At 64.1% G+C, this 19,426-nt stretch carries 18 protein-coding genes; 12 read left to right on the forward strand and 6 right to left on the reverse strand.

Annotated features, from left to right (window positions below; genetic code table 11):
- Nucleotides 1–22: 22 nt before the first annotated feature.
- Nucleotides 23–778, forward strand: a complete 756-nt coding sequence (gene gloB / locus Q0799_RS00675) for a hydroxyacylglutathione hydrolase (protein WP_298393142.1) — start codon at nucleotides 23–25, stop codon at nucleotides 776–778.
- On the opposite strand, the gene Q0799_RS00680 is transcribed toward gloB, so the two are convergent.
- A complete protein-coding gene (locus Q0799_RS00680; RefSeq protein ID WP_298393144.1) occupies nucleotides 775–1,164 on the reverse strand; it encodes a response regulator in 390 nt (129 codons plus the stop codon). The genes gloB and Q0799_RS00680 overlap by 4 nt on opposite strands.
- Nucleotides 1,165–1,170: 6 nt before the next feature.
- Nucleotides 1,171–1,569, reverse strand: coding sequence for a hypothetical protein (locus tag Q0799_RS00685; protein WP_298393145.1), 399 nt, complete (start codon nucleotides 1,567–1,569; stop codon nucleotides 1,171–1,173).
- Nucleotides 1,570–1,779: 210 nt separating this feature from the next.
- On the opposite strand from Q0799_RS00685, the gene Q0799_RS00690 reads away from it, so the two are divergent.
- From Q0799_RS00690 to Q0799_RS00705, 4 genes are read left to right on the forward strand one after another with little or no spacing between them, the layout of a single operon-like run.
- Nucleotides 1,780–4,938 (forward strand): DUF748 domain-containing protein, encoded by a 3,159-nt coding sequence (locus Q0799_RS00690; protein ID WP_298393147.1) that lies wholly within the window; start codon nucleotides 1,780–1,782, stop codon nucleotides 4,936–4,938.
- Between the two features lie 4 nt (nucleotides 4,939–4,942).
- Nucleotides 4,943–6,265: a DNA recombination protein RmuC gene (gene rmuC, locus Q0799_RS00695; RefSeq protein ID WP_298393149.1), complete on the forward strand. Its 1,323-nt coding sequence runs from the start codon at nucleotides 4,943–4,945 to the stop codon at nucleotides 6,263–6,265.
- Nucleotides 6,249–6,677, forward strand: coding sequence for a DUF3293 domain-containing protein (locus Q0799_RS00700; protein WP_298393151.1), 429 nt, complete (start codon nucleotides 6,249–6,251; stop codon nucleotides 6,675–6,677). Before rmuC ends, Q0799_RS00700 begins: the two co-directional genes overlap by 17 nt.
- Nucleotides 6,677–9,046, forward strand: coding sequence for a serine/threonine protein kinase (locus Q0799_RS00705; protein ID WP_298393153.1), 2,370 nt, complete (start codon nucleotides 6,677–6,679; stop codon nucleotides 9,044–9,046). The genes Q0799_RS00700 and Q0799_RS00705 overlap by 1 nt, the downstream gene beginning before the upstream one ends.
- Before the next feature lie 33 nt (nucleotides 9,047–9,079).
- Here Q0799_RS00705 and Q0799_RS00710 read toward each other — a convergent pair whose 3' ends face one another.
- Nucleotides 9,080–9,904: an outer membrane protein assembly factor BamD gene (locus Q0799_RS00710; RefSeq protein ID WP_298393155.1), complete on the reverse strand. Its 825-nt coding sequence runs from the start codon at nucleotides 9,902–9,904 to the stop codon at nucleotides 9,080–9,082.
- Between Q0799_RS00710 and rluD the strand changes: the two genes are divergently transcribed.
- From rluD to phaR, 6 genes are all read left to right on the forward strand, one after another.
- On the forward strand, nucleotides 9,903–10,856 hold the full coding sequence (gene rluD, locus Q0799_RS00715) for a 23S rRNA pseudouridine(1911/1915/1917) synthase RluD (RefSeq protein ID WP_298393157.1): 954 nt from the start codon (nucleotides 9,903–9,905) through the stop codon (nucleotides 10,854–10,856). The genes Q0799_RS00710 and rluD overlap by 2 nt on opposite strands.
- On the forward strand, nucleotides 10,849–11,574 hold the full coding sequence (gene pgeF / locus Q0799_RS00720; RefSeq protein WP_298393159.1) for a peptidoglycan editing factor PgeF: 726 nt from the start codon (nucleotides 10,849–10,851) through the stop codon (nucleotides 11,572–11,574). The genes rluD and pgeF overlap by 8 nt, the downstream gene beginning before the upstream one ends.
- A 316-nt stretch (nucleotides 11,575–11,890) precedes the next feature.
- Nucleotides 11,891–13,573: a class I poly(R)-hydroxyalkanoic acid synthase gene (phaC, locus tag Q0799_RS00725; RefSeq protein WP_298393161.1), complete on the forward strand. Its 1,683-nt coding sequence runs from the start codon at nucleotides 11,891–11,893 to the stop codon at nucleotides 13,571–13,573.
- A 28-nt stretch (nucleotides 13,574–13,601) separates the two neighbouring features.
- The gene (phbB, locus tag Q0799_RS00730; RefSeq protein WP_028995511.1) at nucleotides 13,602–14,342 is read left to right on the forward strand and encodes an acetoacetyl-CoA reductase; all 741 of its coding nucleotides are present in this window, start codon (nucleotides 13,602–13,604) and stop codon (nucleotides 14,340–14,342) included.
- A 44-nt stretch (nucleotides 14,343–14,386) separates the two neighbouring features.
- A complete protein-coding gene (phbB, locus tag Q0799_RS00735) occupies nucleotides 14,387–15,130 on the forward strand; it encodes an acetoacetyl-CoA reductase (protein ID WP_298393165.1) in 744 nt (247 codons plus the stop codon).
- Between the two features lie 91 nt (nucleotides 15,131–15,221).
- On the forward strand, nucleotides 15,222–15,767 hold the full coding sequence (phaR, locus tag Q0799_RS00740; RefSeq protein ID WP_298393167.1) for a polyhydroxyalkanoate synthesis repressor PhaR: 546 nt from the start codon (nucleotides 15,222–15,224) through the stop codon (nucleotides 15,765–15,767).
- A 47-nt stretch (nucleotides 15,768–15,814) separates the two neighbouring features.
- On the opposite strand, the gene Q0799_RS00745 is transcribed toward phaR, so the two are convergent.
- The 3 genes from Q0799_RS00745 to Q0799_RS00755 form a co-directional block, all read right to left on the reverse strand.
- On the reverse strand, nucleotides 15,815–16,315 hold the full coding sequence (locus Q0799_RS00745) for a Spy/CpxP family protein refolding chaperone (RefSeq protein ID WP_298393169.1): 501 nt from the start codon (nucleotides 16,313–16,315) through the stop codon (nucleotides 15,815–15,817).
- A gap of 97 nt (nucleotides 16,316–16,412) precedes the next feature.
- A complete protein-coding gene (locus Q0799_RS00750) occupies nucleotides 16,413–17,543 on the reverse strand; it encodes an aminotransferase class V-fold PLP-dependent enzyme (protein ID WP_298393172.1) in 1,131 nt (376 codons plus the stop codon).
- Between the two features lie 85 nt (nucleotides 17,544–17,628).
- Nucleotides 17,629–18,537: a LysR family transcriptional regulator gene (locus Q0799_RS00755; protein WP_298393174.1), complete on the reverse strand. Its 909-nt coding sequence runs from the start codon at nucleotides 18,535–18,537 to the stop codon at nucleotides 17,629–17,631.
- A gap of 97 nt (nucleotides 18,538–18,634) precedes the next feature.
- On the opposite strand from Q0799_RS00755, the gene Q0799_RS00760 reads away from it, so the two are divergent.
- Entirely contained in the window at nucleotides 18,635–19,408 is a 774-nt protein-coding gene (locus tag Q0799_RS00760; protein WP_298393176.1) for a sulfite exporter TauE/SafE family protein, read from the forward strand.
- Nucleotides 19,409–19,426 lie beyond the last annotated feature (18 nt).

Genomic DNA, 19,426 nt, shown 5'->3' on the forward strand with positions numbered 1-19,426 from the left:
GCTCTGGTTCGATAGTTCCGGCATGTTCGAAATCTCGCTCATTCCCGCCTTCAAGGACAATTACATCTGGCTGCTCCGCCGTGACCGTCAGGCCTTCGTCGTCGATCCGGGCGACGCGGCACCGGTGCTGCAACGACTGGCGGCCGACGGCCTGGAACTCGGCGGCATCCTGATCACCCACCATCACGCCGACCATCAGGGCGGTATTGCCGAATTGCTGGCCCACCGGCCGTGCGAGGTCTTTGCACCGGCCGATGAGTCTATCACAGGGCGGACCCGCCCCCTGCGCGGCGGCGAACGCCTCGATGTGCTCGGCGTTCCGGTCGAGGTGCTGGCCGTTCCCGGACATACGCTGGGGCATCTGGCCTACCTGGCGCCGGGCGCCTTGTTCTGCGGCGATACCTTGTTCGGTGCCGGTTGCGGGCGGCTGTTCGAGGGCACACCGGCGCAGATGAGCGACTCGCTGGCCCGCATCGCGGCCTTGCCGGACGAAACACGCATCTACTGCGCTCACGAGTACACGCAGATGAACCTACCGTTCGCTGTTGCGGTCGAGCCGGACAATGCCGACGTGCAGGCCAGGGGGCAGCGGGTGGCGGCGCTACGTGCCGCCGGTCAGGCGACCGTGCCCTTGCGGCTGGGCGAGGAGCGCCTGACCAATCCCTTCCTGCGCTGCCAGGTGCCGGCGGTCATTGCGGCGGCTCGGGCGCAGGGCGCGGCGGACGATACGCCGGTATCGGTGTTCGCCGCCTTGCGCGCCTGGCGCAACGTTTTCTAGCGCCGCTGGCGGACCCGGGTGGCGGCCTTCTTCAGGGCGTCGAGCACGCGCGCCGCGTTGAAAGGCTTGACGATGAAGCCGCCGGCGCCGTTCATGATCGCATCCTGAACGGTTTCCGGGTCGGCACTGCCGGTGATCATGATGAATTCGGTCTCCGGCAGCGACTGCTTGATCTCGATCATCGCCTCAAGTCCGTTCTTTTCCGGCATCAGCACATCCATGCAGACGATGTCCGGTTTCATGCGTTCGACCACTTCGACCGCCAGGGCGCCGTTACGGGCTTCGCCGACGACGTCGTATTCCTCGCCGCGCAGGATGCCGCGCAGGATGGTCCGCATCATGTCGTTGTCGTCAACGATGACGACGGAAACCCGGTTCTTGCGCATGGGCAGTCAGTAACAGTTGGCCTTGAAGAATAGCAGGGCAATGATGCAGATTCCGACGGCGCAGCAACCCCAGAAAATGCTCCAGCGCAGCGCCCGGCCGGCCTCAAGCCAGGCGCCGCGCTGCCGGGCCTGGAACAGGCGCTGGACCTCCCCGATGGTCAGGATGGCGGTCAGCGAGAAGAAGATCATGCCCGAGAACAGGGCGATAATCAGGCCGTTGTCCATGGTCCGGCAGCCGCCCCGGGTGATCCGCAGGTAGGAGAGGATGCTGTCGGTCCGGAAGGCATAACCGGCAATCAGGTAAACCAGACCGCCAAATAGCGTGATCAGGAAAATCGTCAGCTGCGTTTGCGCCTTGTGCAATTGCGCCCAACCACGCCTGATATCGTCGATAATCCACTTCATTGTTGCTGTTCGCCTGTATGTCCGCTTGTGCGGACTTGTTGAGTCAAATTTTTCGCCAAGATTACCATGTCCAAAGCGCTTCAGTCGGTGTTGTCAAAGCTGTCAACCTTACGTGGATTTGCCAGCCGGCCGAGCAGTCGCCGCCAGGGGAAGCGTGTTCTGGGGGGCTTGGCGGTTTTGCTGGCCGCCGGGTTTTTCCTGGCGCCTCCGGTGCTCGAATCGGTTCTGGAAAAACAACTGGCGAAGGCACTGAATGGCGAGGTCCGGATCGACGACCTGGCGATCAATCCGCTGGTGCTGTCGGTCACCGTCAACGGTCTCTCGGTGGTGCGCGGCGGTAACGAACAGGCTGCGTTCGACGAGCTTTACGTCAATCTTTCGGCGGCCTCGCTGTTCAAACTGGCGGTGGTCATCGACGAAATCCGGCTGGCCGGTCTGCGCGTTGCGGTGGCGCGCACCGGCGAAGGGCAATACGACATTTCCGATCTGCTCGAGCAGTGGATGAAACCGGACGAAACACCGGACAAGACGCCGCCCCGTTTTTCCCTGAACAACATCCAGCTGGTCGGCGCCAGCATCCGCTTTGCCGATCGTCCGCGCGAGCGCGAGTTCGTCGTGACCGACCTCAACCTGTCGCTGCCTTTCCTGTCCAGCCTGCCCTACCAGGCCGAGATTCTGGTCCAGCCGATGCTGTCGGCCAACGTCAATGGTTCGTCCTTCCGTCTCGACGGCCAGACCACGCCTTTTGCCGACGGGCGCGAGAGCGAACTCCGGTTCGACCTGGCCGGCTTCGACCTGGCCCAGCTGCAGCCCTATCTGCCGGCCGGTCTCCCGGTGAAAATCGCTGCGGCGCGTCTGGATTCGCAAATCCGGGCGGTGTTCCAGGAACTGCCGGGGGGGGTTAACTCGCTGGTGTTCGTCGGCAATGCCCGTCTGGCCGACCTGCAGTTGCAACAGGACGACGGTCAGGCGCTGCTGGCCTGGAAAGCGCTTGCCGTTGAACTGTCCCGGATCGATCCGTTCAACCGGCAGTTCGTCGTGCAGCGGCTGGGACTGGACGGGCTGGAACTCGATCTCTCGGTCAATCGTCTTGGCGAGTTGAACCTGCTGACGCTGGCCGAACGCCTGTCGACGGCACCGGCCGCCGGCACCTCCGCGGCACCGGCGGCCGCCCCGCTGCACTGGTCGCTGGGCGAATTCGCCTTGAACGACGCGACCCTGCGCTGGCGCGATTCGTCCGGCAGCAAACCGGTCAACGGCGAAATCCGCCGTTTCTCGGCGCGCCTTGGCCCGCTGGATGAAAAACTGAGTGCCGTCGAAGTGATCGAGGCCGGCGCGCAAATCGATTTCGGCGAGCAGTTGCAACTGCCCGGCCTGGCCGTGAAGGCGGTTCGCGTCGACCTGGCCGGACAGCGCATCGATATCGGCGAAGTCAGCAATCCCGGCGCCCGCATCGCGCTTCAGCGCAACGCCGATGGCGAAATCGAATGGCTGATGCCGCCGCGCTTGAAGCCCTCCGGCAAGCGCGGGCAGCCGCCGGCATCGGCACCCTGGTTGGCCCGTGTCGGCAGCTTGGCGGTCGACGATCTCGGGCTGCGCTTCGAAGACCGTTCGGTACAGCCGGTCGCCGTCCAGCTGATTGAAGGGCTGAGCCTGCGTGGCGAAGGCCTGGGCAACCTGCCCAACGAAAAGGGCCGGCTGTCGCTGCAGGCGACGGTCAACAAGCAGGGCAAGCTGTCGGTCGATGGGGATCTGCAGGCCGAACCTTTTGCCAGCAATCTGAAGATCGACGGGCAGGCGATACCGCTGACTTCGCTGCAGGGCTATTCGGGACAGTTTCTCAATGTCCTGCTGCAGCGCGGACAGCTTTCCGCCAAAGGCGACGCCGCCCTGCGCCTGGAACGGGGGCGCCTGCTGGCCGGCTACAAGGGATCGGCGACGCTGGGCAACCTGTTGCTGGTCGATTCCGAGAACAAGGCCGATTTCCTGAAGTGGAAGTCGCTGCATCTGGGCGGCATCGACTTCCGGCTTGACCCGATGCGTATCGACATCCGCGAAATTGCCCTCAGCGATTTCTATTCCCGCCTGATCCTCAACGAAGCCGGTCGCCTGAATCTGGCCGACATCGTCCGTCAGCCGGCCGCCCCGGTGGCAGAGGCCGAGACCTCGGCGGTAGCGGCAACGGAGAAGGCGCCGCTGCCCCTGAACATTGCCAGGGTGACGCTGAACAACGGGATGGTGAACTTTTCCGACCGTTTCGTCCGCCCGAATTACACGGTCGACCTCGGCAAACTCGGCGGCCGGGTGACCGGTCTGTCGTCGGTTGATGGCACGGTGGCCGAACTCGAACTGAGCGGCAGTTACGGCAGGGCGGCGCCGGTATCGATCAGCGCGAAGCTCAATCCGCTGGCGGCCAAGTCCTTTCTCGACCTCAAGGCCGAAGTCAAGGATGTGGACCTGACCGGGTTTTCGCCGTATTCGGGCAAATACGCCGGTTACCTGATCGACAAGGGCAAACTGTCGCTGAACCTGGTCTACAAGCTGGAAAACCAGCAACTGACCGCCAGCAACGGCCTGTTCCTCGATCAGCTCACGCTCGGCGAGCGTGTGGACAGCCCCGATGCCACCAGTCTGCCGGTGAACCTGGCAATTGCACTGTTGCGCAACAATCGCGGCGAAATCGACATCAACCTGCCTATCTCCGGTTCGCTCGACGATCCCCAGTTTTCGCTCGGCGGGGTGATCGTCAAGGTCATCGTCAACCTGTTCGTCAAGGCGGTGACCTCGCCGTTCGCGCTGCTCGGTTCGATGTTCGGCGACGGCGAGGAATTGTCGACCCTGGCGTTCGCGCCGGGGCAGACGCAGATCGATGCAGCGGCCGGCAAGAAGCTGGAGGCGCTGGCGCGGGCGCTCAACGATCGCAGCGCGCTGAAACTGGATATCACCGGCCACGCCGACCCGGAAACCGATCGCGAAGGACTGAAGCGTTTCGCCATCGAGCAGGCGATGCAGCGGGAAAAGCTCGCCGATCTGCGCAAGCAGGGCAAGGATGCGGAAACCACCAGCATCGAGCCGGCCGAATATCCGGCTTATCTGGCGCGGGTGTACAAGGCGGCGAAATTCCCCAAGCCGAGGAACTTCATCGGCCTGCAGAAGGAATTGCCGGTCGAGGAAATGGAAAAGCTCCTGCTGACCCATTTGCCGGCCTCCGACGCCGATCTGGGGCAGCTGGCGCGGGTGCGCGCCGAGCAGGTCCAGGCCTGGTTGCTTGAGCAGGGCAAGGTGGCGCCCGGGCAGATATTCCTGGTGCCGCCGAAGTCGGGCAAGGCGTCCGGGCAAGGCGGGCGGGTCGAATTTTCGCTGAGGTGAGTCAATGAGCGAAACCATGGCGCTGGCCCTGCCGATCGGGGTGATGGTGGTCATCCTGCTGCAGGTGGTGCTGCTCTGGCGGGCGACGCGGCCGGCTGACGATGCCCGCTCGCTGAGCGAACTGCGCGACAGTCTCGAACGTGGGCTGGCGCGGCTGGAGCGCGAACTGCGCGAGGAAATGGCGCGCGGGCGGCGCGAGGATGCCGAGGAATCCTTCCGCGACCGGGAGGAGCGCGCCCAGTCGGCCAGCCTGCTCGGTCAGGCCGTCAGTACCCAGATGGGCCAGCTCGGCACCTTGCAGGCCGAACGCCTGGAGGCCTTTGCTCGCGAACTGAACCGTTTCTCGCTTGGCCTGGACGAGCGCTTCGAGCGTCTGCGTACTGGCGTCGAGAGCCGTCTCGGTGCGATGCAGGCCGACAATGCCGGCAAGCTCGAGGAAATGCGCCGTACCGTCGACGAGAAACTGCATGCGACGCTGGAGCAGCGTCTGGGCGATTCCTTCAAGCTGGTCAGTGACAGGCTGGAGCAGGTGCATCGCGGTCTGGGCGAAATGCAGAACCTGGCGGCCGGGGTCGGCGATCTCAAGCGCGTGCTGAGCAACGTCAAGACCCGCGGTACCTGGGGCGAAGTTCAGCTGGCAGCCTTGCTCGAACAGTTGCTGACGCCGGCCCAGTATGCGGCCAACGTGGCCACCCGGCCGGGCAGCAACGAGCGCGTCGATTTCGCCATCCGTCTGCCGGGGCGGGCGGAGGCCGAGGTCGTCTGGCTGCCGGTCGATGCCAAGTTCCCGATCGAGGATTACCAGCGACTGATTGACGCTCAGGATCCGGAATCTGTCGAGGCTGCGGCGAAAGCCATCGAGACGCGGCTCAAGCTGGAGGCGCGCAGCATCCGCGACAAATACGTGGCGCCGCCGCACACCACCGATTTCGCGCTGCTCTACCTGCCGGTCGAGGGGCTGTACGCCGAGGCGCTGCGCCGGCCCGGACTGGCCGAACTGCTGCAGCGCGAATACCGGGTCAGCCTGGCCGGGCCGACCACGCTGGCGGCCCTGCTCAACAGCCTGCAGATGGGTTTCCGGACGCTGGCCATCGAGCAGCGCTCGGCCGAGGTATGGGCCGTGCTCGGGGCGGTCAAGGGCGAGTTCGGCAAGTTCGGCGAGGCGCTGGCGCATACCCGCAAGAAGCTGGAGGAGGCGAGCAACAGCATCGTCCGAGCCGAAACGCGGACGCGCCAGTTGTCGAGAAAACTCAAGGACGTCGAGGCCTTGCCGGCCGACGATGCGGAAAAACTGATCGGGGGAGAGGGCGATGACGAAACGCGCTGAACTGGAAAAGGCCTATCGGGCAACAAGCTACCGGCTGTTCCTGCCGGCCGGGAGTTTCGAACTGCGCATCGATGCGGCTTGCCCGGCGCTGGCCGAATGGCTGGCCGGGCGCGGCGAGACGGGCTTTGCCATCATCACCGCCTGCAATCCCGGCGGCGAAAAGGCCGATGCCGGGCGCAACGCCGAGCGGCAGTCGGCGCTCGAATGCGACCTGCTGGAAGGCAACTACGAACCCTATGCCGCCGAAAACGTCGCCGACAGCGGGGATTGGCCGGTCGAGGAAAGTTGCTTCGTACCCGATATTGCACTTGAGGATGCGCTCGCACTGGCGGAAGATTATGGACAGAACGCCATCGTGTGGGGCGGGGCAGACGGGATTCCCCGTCTGGCCTGGACGGAAGACATCGAATAATGATCCGGAAAATCGGCCGCTTCGAAATTCGCGGCGAATTGGGGCGGGGTGCGCAGAGCACGGTCTATCGCGGTTTCGACCCGCAATTGCAGCGGGAAGTCGCGATCAAGACCTTGCATTTCACGCGCCCGGATCCGGCGCAGAACAAGGTGCTGCTCGACGAGGCGCGGGCGGTCAGCCAGTTGCGCCACGCCAATATCGTGCCCATTTTCGAAGCCGGCGAGGAGGGCGGGGACATTTTCCTCGTCTTCGAACTGGTGCCCGGCCAGAATCTCGCCGAGCGCCTGCGCCAGGGCGGGGCGCTACCGGTACTCAAGGCACTGTCCATCCTGCGGCCGGTGCTTGATGCGGTGGCCCACGCCCACGCCCGGGGCATCATTCACCGTGACCTGAAGCCCTCGAACATCCTGATCGACGAAAACGGTACGCCCCGGGTCATGGACTTCGGCATTGCTGCCCGGGTCGATGCGCCCAGCGACAGCCGGGACGAACTGAGCGGCACCCCGGCCTACATGGCGCCCGAATACATCGAGCGCCGGGAATGCAGCGCGCGTTCCGACGTATTCTCCGCCGGCCTGGTGCTCTACGAGATGCTGGCGGGCCGTCGGGCAATCTCCGGCGACAGTCTGGCCGCTATGTTTCGCCGCATCCTCAGCGAGGATATCCGCCTGCCCGACGACGTGGCCGTCGATGAGCGCCTGGGCAGCATCCTGGCCAAGGCGCTGGCTCGCGACCCGGGGCTGCGCTATCAGGAAATGGCGCAGTTCATCGCCGCCCTCGACGAATATTCGGAAACCGACGATGAGCCGGTCATCGATACGGTCGGCCGCCAGGCCACCATCGATTTCCTGCTGCGCCGGATGCGTCACAAGAGCGATTTTCCCGCCTTGTCGGAATCGGTCAGTGCGATCAACCGCATTGCCAACAGCGAGACGGAAAGCGTCAACAAGCTGTCGAACACCATCCTCAAGGACTTCGCGCTGACCAACAAGCTGTTGCGACTGGTCAATTCGGCCTACTTCCGGCCGGCCGGCGGCGGCAACATCAGCACGGTGTCGCGGGCGGTGGTCGTGCTCGGCTTCGAGAGCGTGCGCAACATCGCCATCACCGTCCTGCTGTTCGAGCACCTGCAGAACAAGGGCAACGCCAACCAGTTGAAGGAAGAGTTCCTGCGCGCCAATCTGGCCGGTGTCCTGGCCAAGGACATCGGTGCCGCGGCCGGCATGCACGATCTCGAACAGGCCTTCATCTGCGCCTTGTTCCACAATCTCGGCCGCCTGCTGTCGCAATACTATTTTGCCGAGGAATCCGATGAAATCCGCCGCATCATGGCCCAGCGCGGATGCAGCGACGATCAGGCGGCACAGCAGGTGTTGGGGATTTCCTTCGAGGATCTCGGCATTGCCATCGCCCGCCAGTGGGGCTTCCCGCCGGTGATCGTCGGCTCGATGCGGCGGCTGCCGCCCGGCCATCTGCGCAAGCCGGCGACGACCGAGGAGCGCCTACGCGTGCTCGCCGGTTTTTCCGGCGTGTTGTGCGATGTCATCGGGCAGGGCGAGCAGGAGGCCGGCAAGCAGCAGTTGCAGAAAGTGCTGGGGCGCTTCAACGAAGCCGTGCCGCTCGACGAACCGGAAGTCATGCAGACGATTCGGCGCGCGGTCGAGGAAATTTCCGATTTCGCCCGGATCATTCATCTGAACGTCCAGCAAACGGCGTTCGGCCGGCAGATGCAGCAATTTGCCAGTAGCGTGGATGAGGCGGCGGCACCGCCGGTCGATGATTCGCTCGACGGCACCATGCTGCGCGATGCCGTCGCCCCCGGGGTGCTCGAAGACGTGACCGGCAATGGCGCGGCCGACGCCCAGGCGGTGTTGACCGCCGGGATCCAGGACATCAGCAATACCCTGGTCGACGGTTATCGCTTGAACGACATCCTGCGCATCATTCTCGAAACCATGTACCGGGCGATGGGCTTCAAGCGGGTGCTGTTGTGCATCCGCGATGCCAAGTCGGGCACCATGCAGGGCCGCTTCGGCTTTGGTCCGGAGGCGGCGGAGATTGCCCGCAACTTCCGCTTCCCCCTGAGTTTCACCCCGGATATCTTCCATGCCGCAACCTCCAAGGGTGCCGACATCCTGATCAGCGACATCGACGATCCCAAGATTGCCGGGCGCATTCCGGACTGGTATCGGCAGGCGGTGCCGGCGCGTTCCTTCGTGCTGCTGCCGCTGAACATCAAGGGCAGTCCGGTGGCACTGATCTACGCCGATTGCGACGAAGCCGGCGGTATCGTCATCCCGGACAAGGAGTTGTCGCTGCTGCGTACCCTGCGCAACCAGGCGGTGCTGGCGATCAAGCAGGGCGGATAACAAAAACCCGCCGGGCGGCGGGTTTTCAGTCGATCACCAGAGTTGCCACCAGGGCGTCTTGCGTTCGATCCCGGTGCTGTAGAAGCGGCTTTCCGGGAAATTCTTGCGCAACACACGGTCGGCATCGTCGCGCAGGTCTTCCATGCCGAGCTTGTCGTAGGCCAGGTAGAGGATGTACAAGGCTTCCTCGATGGCCGGCGCCTGCGGGTAGGTCTCGACGGCGACCTGGGCGCGGTTGGCGGCGGCGATGTAGGCGCCGCGCTTCATGTAATAGCGGGCGACGTGAACTTCCAGCGAGGCCAGCGCATTGACCAGATAGTTCATGCGCTTGATCGAGTCGGCTGCGTATTTGCTCTTCGGGAAGCGTTCGACCAGTTCCTTGAAGGATTCGAAGGCTTCGCGGGCTGCCTTGGGATCGCGTTCGGTCAGGTCCTGGTTGCTCAGGTGAGCGACCAGCCCGAGGTCTTCGTTGAAGTTGATCAGACCCTTGAGGTAGTAGGCGTAATCAACCGCCGGGTGGTTCGGGTGCAGTTTGATGAAGCGGTCGGCTGCGGCCAGGGCTGAACCGGGCTCTCCGGATTTCCAGTACACATAGGCCAGTTCGATCTGCGCCTGCTGGGCGAAGCGACCGTAAGGGTAGCGCGCTTCGAGTTTTTCCAGCATCTTCACTGCCGTATCCCAGTTGCCCTCGGCCTGCGACTCCTTGGCGGCCGCATAGAGACGTCCGGCCGACCAGCCGGCAGTTTCGTCATAGTCCGACGTGGTGCTGCAGCCGGCAAGTGTGGCGAGGGCCAATACGGCAAGCAAATACCTCAGACCGGCGGTGAACGAGGCGAATGCGGGTAAACTGCGCATCATGAACGATCCTTATGAAAACTCGGGCGATTATAGCCCAAGCGAGCCGCTCCAACTGACCGTTCCTGACGGCTGCGGCGGGAAGCGGCTCGATCAGGCGCTGGCCGAACTTCTGCCCCAGCATTCGCGCAACCGTCTGCAGGGCTGGATTCGCGACGGCCTGGTCGAAGTCGATGGCGATGTCGTCAGCGAACCCAAGCGCAAGGTGCTCGGCGGCGAACGTCTGCTGCTTGCTGTGCCGGATGATGCGGTGACTACCGAACAGCCGGAAGACATTCCGCTCGACATCGTCTTCGAGGACGAAACCCTGCTGGTCATCAACAAGCCGGCCGGACTGGTCGTGCATCCTGGCAGCGGCAACTGGAGCGGCACCCTGATGAATGCGCTGCTTCACCACGTGCCGGGCATTGCCGAGGTGCCGCGCGCCGGCATCGTGCACCGCCTGGACAAGGACACCAGCGGCCTGCTGGTGGTCGCCAAGACGCTGGAAGCGCAGACCGATCTGGTGCGCCAGTTGCAGGCGCGTACCGTCAAGCGCCAGTATCTGGCGCTGGCTGCCGGTCAGATCCGGCGCGACAGCGGCGTCGATTCGCCGATCGGCCGGCATCCGGTCAATCGCATCAAGATGGCGGTGGTGCCGGAAAGCCGCGGCGGCAAACCGGCGCTGACCTGGTATCGGCGGCTGGAATTGTTTCCGCACTGCACGCTGGTCGAATGCGCGCTGGAAACCGGTCGCACCCACCAGATTCGCGTCCATATGGCATCGATCGGTCATCCGCTGGTCGGCGACCCGATCTATGGCAAGCACGATCCGCGTTTGCCGGTCTTCAAGCGCCAGGCCTTGCACGCCACCCGGCTCGGCCTGGTCCATCCGCTGAGTGGCCGCCAGATGCAGTGGGAAGTGCCGATGCCCGAAGACATGCGCGAACTGCTCGACACCCTGCGTCATGGCTGATTTCCTGATTCCCGACTGGCCGGCCCCGGCCAATGTCCGGGCGCTGCAGACCCTGCGCGACGGCGGTTGCAGCCCGACGCCGTGGGGCAGCTTCAATCTGGGCGATCACGTCGGCGACGACGCGGCGCGGGTCGCCGCCAATCGTGTCCGGCTGCGTGCCGAACTGCCCGGCGAACCGTGCTGGTTGCGACAGGTGCATGGCGTTGAGGTCGTCGATGTGGCGCAAGTGGCGGCCGGTACCGAGGCAGACGCCGCTTACGCCACGCAGGCCGGGCGGGTATGCGTCGTGATGACTGCAGATTGCCTGCCGGTGCTCTTCTGCAATCGCCAGGGGACGGTGGTTGCGGCAGCGCACGCCGGTTGGCGCGGCTTGCTGGCCGGGGTGCTGGAAAACACGCTGGCGGCCATGCATTGCCCGCCGGGCGAGGTCATGGCCTGGCTGGGGCCGGCCATCGGCCCCGACAACTTCGAAGTCGGCGACGAGGTGCGCAGCGCTTTTGTCGCGCACGACGCAGCGGCCGGTGAGGCATTCCGGCCGCAGGCCGGCGGCAAGTGGCTGGCCGACCTATACGCGCTTGCCCGCCGGCGGCTGAACGCTGCCGGCGTCGTTGCCATCCATGGCGGCGGACTGTGCACCGTCGCCGATGCCGGGCGTTTCTTCTCCTACCGGCGCGACGGCGTCACCGGGCGCATGGCCAGCCTGATCTGGCTGGCCTGACTGGGCCCGCATCGCCTCCCGGTAGGCGCGGCGCTGGCGGCGCACCTTGCTGCCGCTCATCCACAGCAGGATGCTGCAGGGCAGGAGTCCGTAAAAGACGAAGGAAATGACGCCGGCGACAACGCTGGCTTCGTTGGCGGCGATGAGAACGGTGACGTAGAGCCACCCGATGGCGATGATGTACATCCGGTAATTATGCATTGACAGTGCACGGACGGGTATGCAGAATCCAGAAGCTGCAGCCCACGACAACCAGCGAGAACAGAATTCCATGACGCAAGGATCGAACAATAACGAGGCTTTTCTGGGGTCAGCCATGCAGTTCATGCAGGCAGGACAGACCATGGCCCAGCAGTTCATGGAATTTCTCGGCAAGAATGCGCAAGCCCAGGGCAATCCGCCGCCGCAAGTCGACCCGCAGGCGCTGACGGCGCTGCAGAAGCGCCTGATGGACCAGCAGATGTCGCTGTGGCAGGCCATGCTCGACAAGCAGAAGGGCGCGCCGCAGACCTTCAAGGTCGAACCCGAACCCGGCGACCGCCGTTTTGCCGCACCGGCCTGGCGCGACAGCCCGATCTACGACTACCTGCACCAGGCCTACCTGCTCAATGTCCGTTACCTGAAGGAAATGGTCGAGGTGCTGCCGGCGCAGGACGACAAGGCGCGCGACAAGATGCGTTTCCTGGCCCGCCAGGTGGCCGATGCGATGGCGCCGACCAATTTTGCCGCGACCAACCCGGAATTCATCCAGCTTGCCCTGGAAACCAAGGGCCAGAGCATTACCGACGGCATCAACAACCTGCTCAAGGATTTCGAGAAGGGCCGCATTTTGATGACCGACGAATCGGTGTTCGAGGTCGGCAAGAACATTGCCACCACGGAAGGCGCCGTCGTTTTCGAGAACGAGGTCATGCAGTTGATCCAGTACGCGCCGCTGACGCCCAAGGTCGGCACGCGGCCGCTGTTGGTGGTGCCGCCGTGCATCAACAAGTTCTACATCATGGACCTGCAGCCGGATAACTCGCTGATCCGTTTCATGGTCGAGCAGGGCAACACCGTCTTCCTCGTCTCCTGGCGCAACCCGATGGAAGCGCAGGGACACCTGGGCTGGGACGATTATCTCGAGCATGGCCCGCTGGCGGCGATTTCGGTGATCCGCGAAATCACCCGGGTCAAGCAGATCAACGCACTCGGCTTCTGCGTCGGCGGCACCATCCTGACCTCGGCGCTGGGCGTGCTCAAGGCGCGCGGCGACGATTGCGTCGCCTCGCTGACCCTGCTGACCACGCTGCTCGATTTTTCCGATACCGGCGAGATCGGCCTGTTCATCGACGAGCAGGCGCTGGCCACCCGCGAAGCGACGATCGGCCAGGGCGGCCTGCTGCCGGCGCGCGACCTGCAGAATACCTTTTCCTTCCTGCGCGCCAACGACCTGGTCTGGAACTACGTCCAGAACAACTACCTCAAGGGCCAGAAGCCGCAAGCCTTCGACCTGCTTTACTGGAATTCCGATTCGACCAACCTGCCGGGGCCGTTCGCCTGCTGGTACATGCGCAACATGTACCTCGACAACAGCCTGCGCGTGCCCGGCAAGCTGACCATGTGCGGCGAGACGGTCGATCTCGGCAAGCTCGACATGCCGGTCTACCTGCTGGCCACGCGCGAGGATCACATCGTGCCCTGGCAGTCGGCTTACCTGAGCACCCGCATCCTCGGCGGCAAGCTGCGTTTCGTGCTTGGCGCCTCGGGTCATATCGCCGGCGTGATCAACCCGGCGAGCAAGAACAAGCGCAGTTACTGGATCAACGACGATGTGCAAGCGGAAGCCGATGCCTGGCTGGCAGCGGCGACCGAAATGAAGGGCAGCTGGTGGCTCGACTGGGCCAACTGGATCAAGGAGCACTGTGGAGAACAGCGCGCCGCGCGCAAGATCGGCACAACAAAATACAAAGCCATCGAGCCGGCACCGGGCCGTTACGTCAGGGAACGTGCGGTCTGATTCCCCAAGTCCGACAAGGAGACAAAAAATGTTGCGAGTTGCACTGATTACCGGCGGTATGGGCGGTCTCGGCGAAGCCATCTGCATCAAGATGGCGGCGCTGGGCTACAAGGTCGTGACCACGCATTCGCCGGGCAACGCCAAGGCGGAAGAGTGGCTGAAGAACATGAACAACATGGGCTACGGCTTCAAGGCCTACCCCTGCGACGTCACCGATTTCGACTCGGCCAAGGCCTGTGTCGAGACCGTCACCCGCGAAGTCGGGCCGATCGACGTGCTGGTCAACAACGCCGGCATCACCCGCGACATGACCTTCAAGAAGATGACCAAGGCCGACTGGGATGCCGTCATCCGCACCAACCTCGACTCCGTCTTCAACATGACCAAGCAGGTCATGGACGGCATGGTCGAGCGCAAATGGGGGCGCGTCGTCAATGTGTCTTCGGTGAACGGCCAGAAGGGTGCCTTCGGCCAGACCAACTATTCTGCCGCCAAGGCCGGCATGCACGGCTTCACCAAGGCGCTGGCGCTGGAAGTCGCCAAGCAGGGTGTCACGGTCAATACCATCTCGCCGGGTTATATCGGCACCAAGATGGTGACGGCCATTCCGCAGGACATCCTCGATTCCAAGATTCTGCCGCAGATTCCCGTCGGGCGTCTGGGCAAACCAGAAGAAATCGCCGGCCTCGTTGCCTACCTCGCTTCCGATGAAGCGGCGTTCGTCACCGGGGCCAACATTTCCATCAACGGCGGTCAGCATATGTTCTGACCGGCGTTTTTTAACCCCGCTTTATCAATAAGGAAGGAAATAACATGACGCAACGTGTCGCTCTCGTTACCGGTGCCATGGGTGGTCTGGGTACCGCCATTTGCCAGCAACTGGCCCAGGCCGGTCACAAGGTGGTTGCCGCCTATCACCCGCAATTCGACAATAAGGACGCTTGGCTGGCCGAAATGTCCGCTGCCGGTTTCAACGACTTCGTCTGCGTCGGCGGTGACGTTTCCGTGCTGGAAGACTGCCAGCGCATGGTTGCCGAAGCCGAAGCCGCCTGCGGCCAGGTCGACATCCTGATCAACAATGCCGGCATCACCCGTGACCGCATGTTCGCCAAGATGGAAAAGGATGGCTGGGATGCCGTCATTGCCACCAACCTGACCTCGCTGTTCAACATGACCAAGCAAGTCTCCGCCAAGATGGCCGAGCGTGGCTGGGGCCGCATCGTGAACATCTCGTCGGTCAACGGCGTCAAGGGTCAGGCCGGCCAGACCAACTACTCGGCTGCCAAGGCCGGCGTCATCGGCTTCACCAAGGCCCTGGCCGCCGAACTGGCTGCCAAGGGTGTGACGGTCAACGCCATCGCCCCGGGCTACGTGGCCACCAAGATGGTCATGGCGATCAAGCCGGAAGTCCTGCAGACCATCGTCGACTCCGTGCCGATGAAGCGCCTGGCCAAGCCGGAAGAAATCGGCTACGCCTGTTCCTACCTGTGCAACGAACTCTCCGGTTTCACCACCGGCGCCACGATCAACATCAACGGCGGCCTGTACTACCAGTAATTTTGCACTGCACCACGAAGGGGCGCCCATGGGCGCCCTTTTTTTCGGCTATAATGTTGCGCTGCACATAAACCAGTCTTGAGGCCTCAGCATGTCCGAACCGGTTCGCCTGATCAAGAAATATCCCAATCGCCGTCTGTATGACACCAAGACGAGTGCATACATCACGCTGGGGGATGTCAAGGAACTGGTGCTCAAGTTCGAGTGCTTCAAGGTGGTGGATGCCAAGAGCGGTGAGGATCTGACCCGCAGCATCCTGCTCCAGATCATCCTGGAGGAAGAAACCGGCGGCGTGCCCCTGTTCTCCTGCGATCTGCTTTCCGGTTTCATCCGCTTCTACGGCAGCACCTCGCAGAACATGCTGGGTCGCTATCTGGAAAACAACATGAAGACCTTTGTCGATTTCCAGCAGAAGCTGCAGGAGCAGTCGCGCACCATGTACGGGAGCGACACGGCCAGCGTGCAGGCGGATTTCTGGAACCAGTTCCTGAATTTCCAGCAGCCGGCGATGCAGAACATGATGACCGCCTACATGGATCAGTCGAAGAAGATGTTCCTGTCGATGCAGGACCAGTTGCAGAGCCAGACCCGGTCGATGTTCCCGGGATTCCCGCCCGGCGATTCGGGCGACAAGTAAAAGAAACGGCCGCAACAGCGGCCGTTTTCACGTGGGGTGGGTGAGGCTCAGGAACGTGGGCCGCGCTCGTCGCGCTTGGCCGGCTTGGTCTCGGCAAGCTGCTTGCGCTGTTCCGGCGTCAGGATGTCCATGACCTTGCGTTCGGCCTGCAGGCGGGACATTTCCATGTCGGCGCGCTGCTTGGCGATCTGGTCGACCAGCTGGCGGGCCTTGGCTTCGCTGTAGTCAGGCGTTGCCTTCAGGGCCTGCAGTTCCTTTTCGCTATTGCGCAGGCTCTTCATCTGCTCACGCATGGCCGGGGCCTGGGCGTGCATGATGTCGAAGATCTTGTCCTGCTGGGCTTCGCTGAGGTCGAGTCGATGCAGGCCGCGCATGGTCATCTTGTCGCCCATCATGCCGTGGCCGCCATGCATGCCGGTCTGGCGCATGCCGTCCTTGCCGTCGCAAGCACCGGCCTTGCCGCCGGGATAAGCCATGGCGGCCAGGGGGACGGCGAGGGCGATGCCGGCGGCGACGAGCAGGCGCTTGGGCTGGATGAAGTGCTTCATGATGTTCTCCTGTGGATGAGCCGGAAATGGACCGGCGACAGGAGGAAGCTTAAGGACATCGACGTAAGCTGTCGTTTTCCAGTTGTAAGGAATCGTTTCAGCCGGCCAGTCCGTCCAGCGCCTTGCTCAGCCGGGCAACCGCCGCTGCCGGATCGTGCAGCTTGTCCAGGCCGAACAGGCCCAGGCGGAAGGTGCGGAAATCGGCCGGCTCGTCGCACATCAGCGGTACGCCGGTGGCGCTCTGCACGCCTTGAGCGATGAATTTGCGGCCGTTCTGGATGTCCGGGTCGGTGGTGTAGCTGACGACCACGCCGGGGGCCTGGAAGCCTTCGGCGGCGACGCTGGGGAAGCCGCGTTCGACCAGCAGCGCGCGCACGCGCCGGCCGAGTTCCCATTGCTCGGCGCAGACCTTGTCGAAACCGTAGGCCTCGGTTTCGAGCATGACCTGGCGCACCGAGGCCAGGGCGTCGGTCGGCATGGTCGCGTGATAGGCGTGGCTGCCGCTTTCGTAGGCTTCCATGATCTGCAGCCATTTCTTCAGGTCGCAGGCGAAGCTGGTGCTGCTGGTCGCGTCGATATGGGCGCGGGCGCGTTCGCCCAGGGCGATCAGCGCGCAGCACGGCGAGCCGCTCCAGCCCTTTTGCGGGGCGCTGATCAGCACGTCGACATCGTTGGCGGCCATGTTTACCCAGACCGTGCCGGACGCGATGCAGTCGAGCACGAACAGGCCGTCGACTGCGCGGACGGCGGCGCCGACGGCGCGCAGGTAATCGTCGGGCAGGATCATCCCGGACGAGGTTTCGACATGCGGTGCGAAGACGACTTCCGGCCGGTGCTCGCGGATGGCCGCAACCACTTCCTCGATCGGTGCCGGGGCAAACGGCGCCTGGGCGCCGCTGCCTTGCTGGCGGGCCTTGAGGACGATGCTTTCGGACGGGATGTGACCCATGTCGAAAATCTGCGTCCAGCGGAAGCTGAACCAGCCGTTGCGGATGACCATGACCTTGCGCTGCGTGGCGAACTGGCGGGCCACCGCTTCCATGCCGAAGGTGCCGCTGCCGGGAACGACGATGCTGGCCTTGGCGTTGTAAACCTTCTTGACGATGCGCGAGATGTCGCGCATCACGCCCTGGAACTGCTGCGACATGTGATTCAGCGCCCGGTCGGTATAGACCACGGAGTATTCGAGCAGGCCGTCGGGATCAGGATGGGGGAGCAGGGCGGGCATGGATGTCTCCGGCTGATGTTGTTGGTCAGGGGGCGAGGATAGCGCCGTCGTCGAATTCCGGCTAGTGCGGGCGTCGTCGCCTGTATCACCAGGGGGCGTCGGACTCGCCGCTGGCGAAACGTCCTTGCAGGAAGTCGAGGAAGGCGCGCACCTTGGCAGAGAGTTGGTGACGCTGCGGATAGAGCGCGTGGATGTCGGCCGAGATGCCGGCCCATTCGGGCAGTACGCGGATCAGCCGGCCGCTGCGCAGGTCGGCGGCGATGTCCCATTCCGAGCGCAGGATGATGCCGTGCCCGGCCAGCGCCCAGTCGACGGCGATTTCGCCGTGATTGACGGCGAGCGGGCTGCGCACCTTGACGGTGACCTGCTGGTTGCCGTCGGTCAGTTGCCAGTTGTTGAAGGCGCGCTCGTTCTCGCGGATGACGATGCAGTCGTGCGCCTGCAGGTCGCGCGGTGTTTGCGGCACGCCGCGGGCGGCGAGGTAGGCAGGGGCGGCGCACAACAGGCGGCGGTTGGGCGCGATGCGCCGGGCGAGGATGCGCGCATCCGGCGGCGGGCCGAAGCGGATGGCGATGTCGAGCGCGTGCTCGGTCAGATCGAGGGTACGGTCGGAGAGGTGGAGGATGACCTCGATGTCCGGCCACTCGCGGACGAAATCCGAAATGGCCGGGCCGAGGTGACGGCGACCAAAGCCGAAGCCGGCGTTGATGCGCAGCAAGCCCTGCGGCCGTTCGCGGCTGTCGAGCAGCGAGCGCTCCAGGCGCTCGATGTCGCGCAGGATCTGCTCGCCGTCTTCCAGGTAGCGTTCGCCTTCCGGCGTCAGGCTCAGCCGCCGTGTCGTCCGGTTGAGCAGGCGCACGCCCAGGCGCTGTTCCAGCGCGGCCAGCCGCCGGCTGACCGCCGGCGGCGTGATGCCGAGCGCCTGTGCCGCTGCCGCCAGGCTGGGCTGGCGGGCGAGCAGGCTGAAGAAAGCGAGGTCGGGAACGTCGTTCATTCGTGCTTTAAGCGCAATAATCAATTGAATATTTAGACATTGTATCTTTCTCTGTGCTCAATATCATGGCTTTTCCCTCATTGACCGCAACATTCCCATGCCGCTGCTCCACCTGCTTCCCCTTGCCGATCTCTCGCTGGCGCTGGCCATCGGTGCTGCCCTCGGTTTTTTCGGCGGCCTGTTCGGCATCGGTGGCGGCATCATCGCCATTCCGTTGTTCGTTCTCGCCTTTGCCATGGATCAGGCGATGGCCCAGGGCACGGCGCTGGTGCTGATGGTGCCGAACCTGCTGATCGGCTGGTGGCGCTACAGCCGCAAGCATCCGGTCGGCTGGCGGGCGGTGCTGGCGATTGCGCTGCCGGCGACGCTGACCACCTGGCTGCTCGCGCATTTCGCGACGCGGCTCGACGCGCAATTGCTTGGTCAGTTGTTCTGCGCCTTCCTCGGCATCCTGGCCCTGCGCCTGCTCTGGCAGGGGCGCGGCGGGCGCCAGCCGGTCACCGGCGTACCGTTGCGCCCGGCGGCGCTGCCGCTGGTCGGCGTTGCCGGCGGCAGCAGCATGGGCTTGCTCGGCATCGGCGGCGGCCTGGTCGCCACGCCGCTACTCTCCGGCTGCCTCGGCCAGCGACAGACCGTGGCACAAAGCCTGGCGCTGGCCCTGGTCGCGCCGAGTTCGCTGGTCGCGCTCAGCGCCTATGCCGGCGCCCAGCGCGTGGACTGGAGTCTGGGTTTGCCGATGGCGCTCGGCGGCATGTTCACCGTTGCCGCCGGTGTCGCGCTCGCGCACAAGTTGCCGGAGCGCCGGATGCGCGCAGCATTCGCCTGGATGCTGCTGGCGACGGCGCTGTGGCTGGCGCTGGCGCCGCGCTGAAATGAGGCTTGGCGCTGT

Origin of the sequence: uncultured Azonexus sp. (assembly GCF_937982035.1) — a bacterium.
Classification (GTDB): Bacteria; Pseudomonadota; Gammaproteobacteria; order Burkholderiales; family Rhodocyclaceae; genus Azonexus.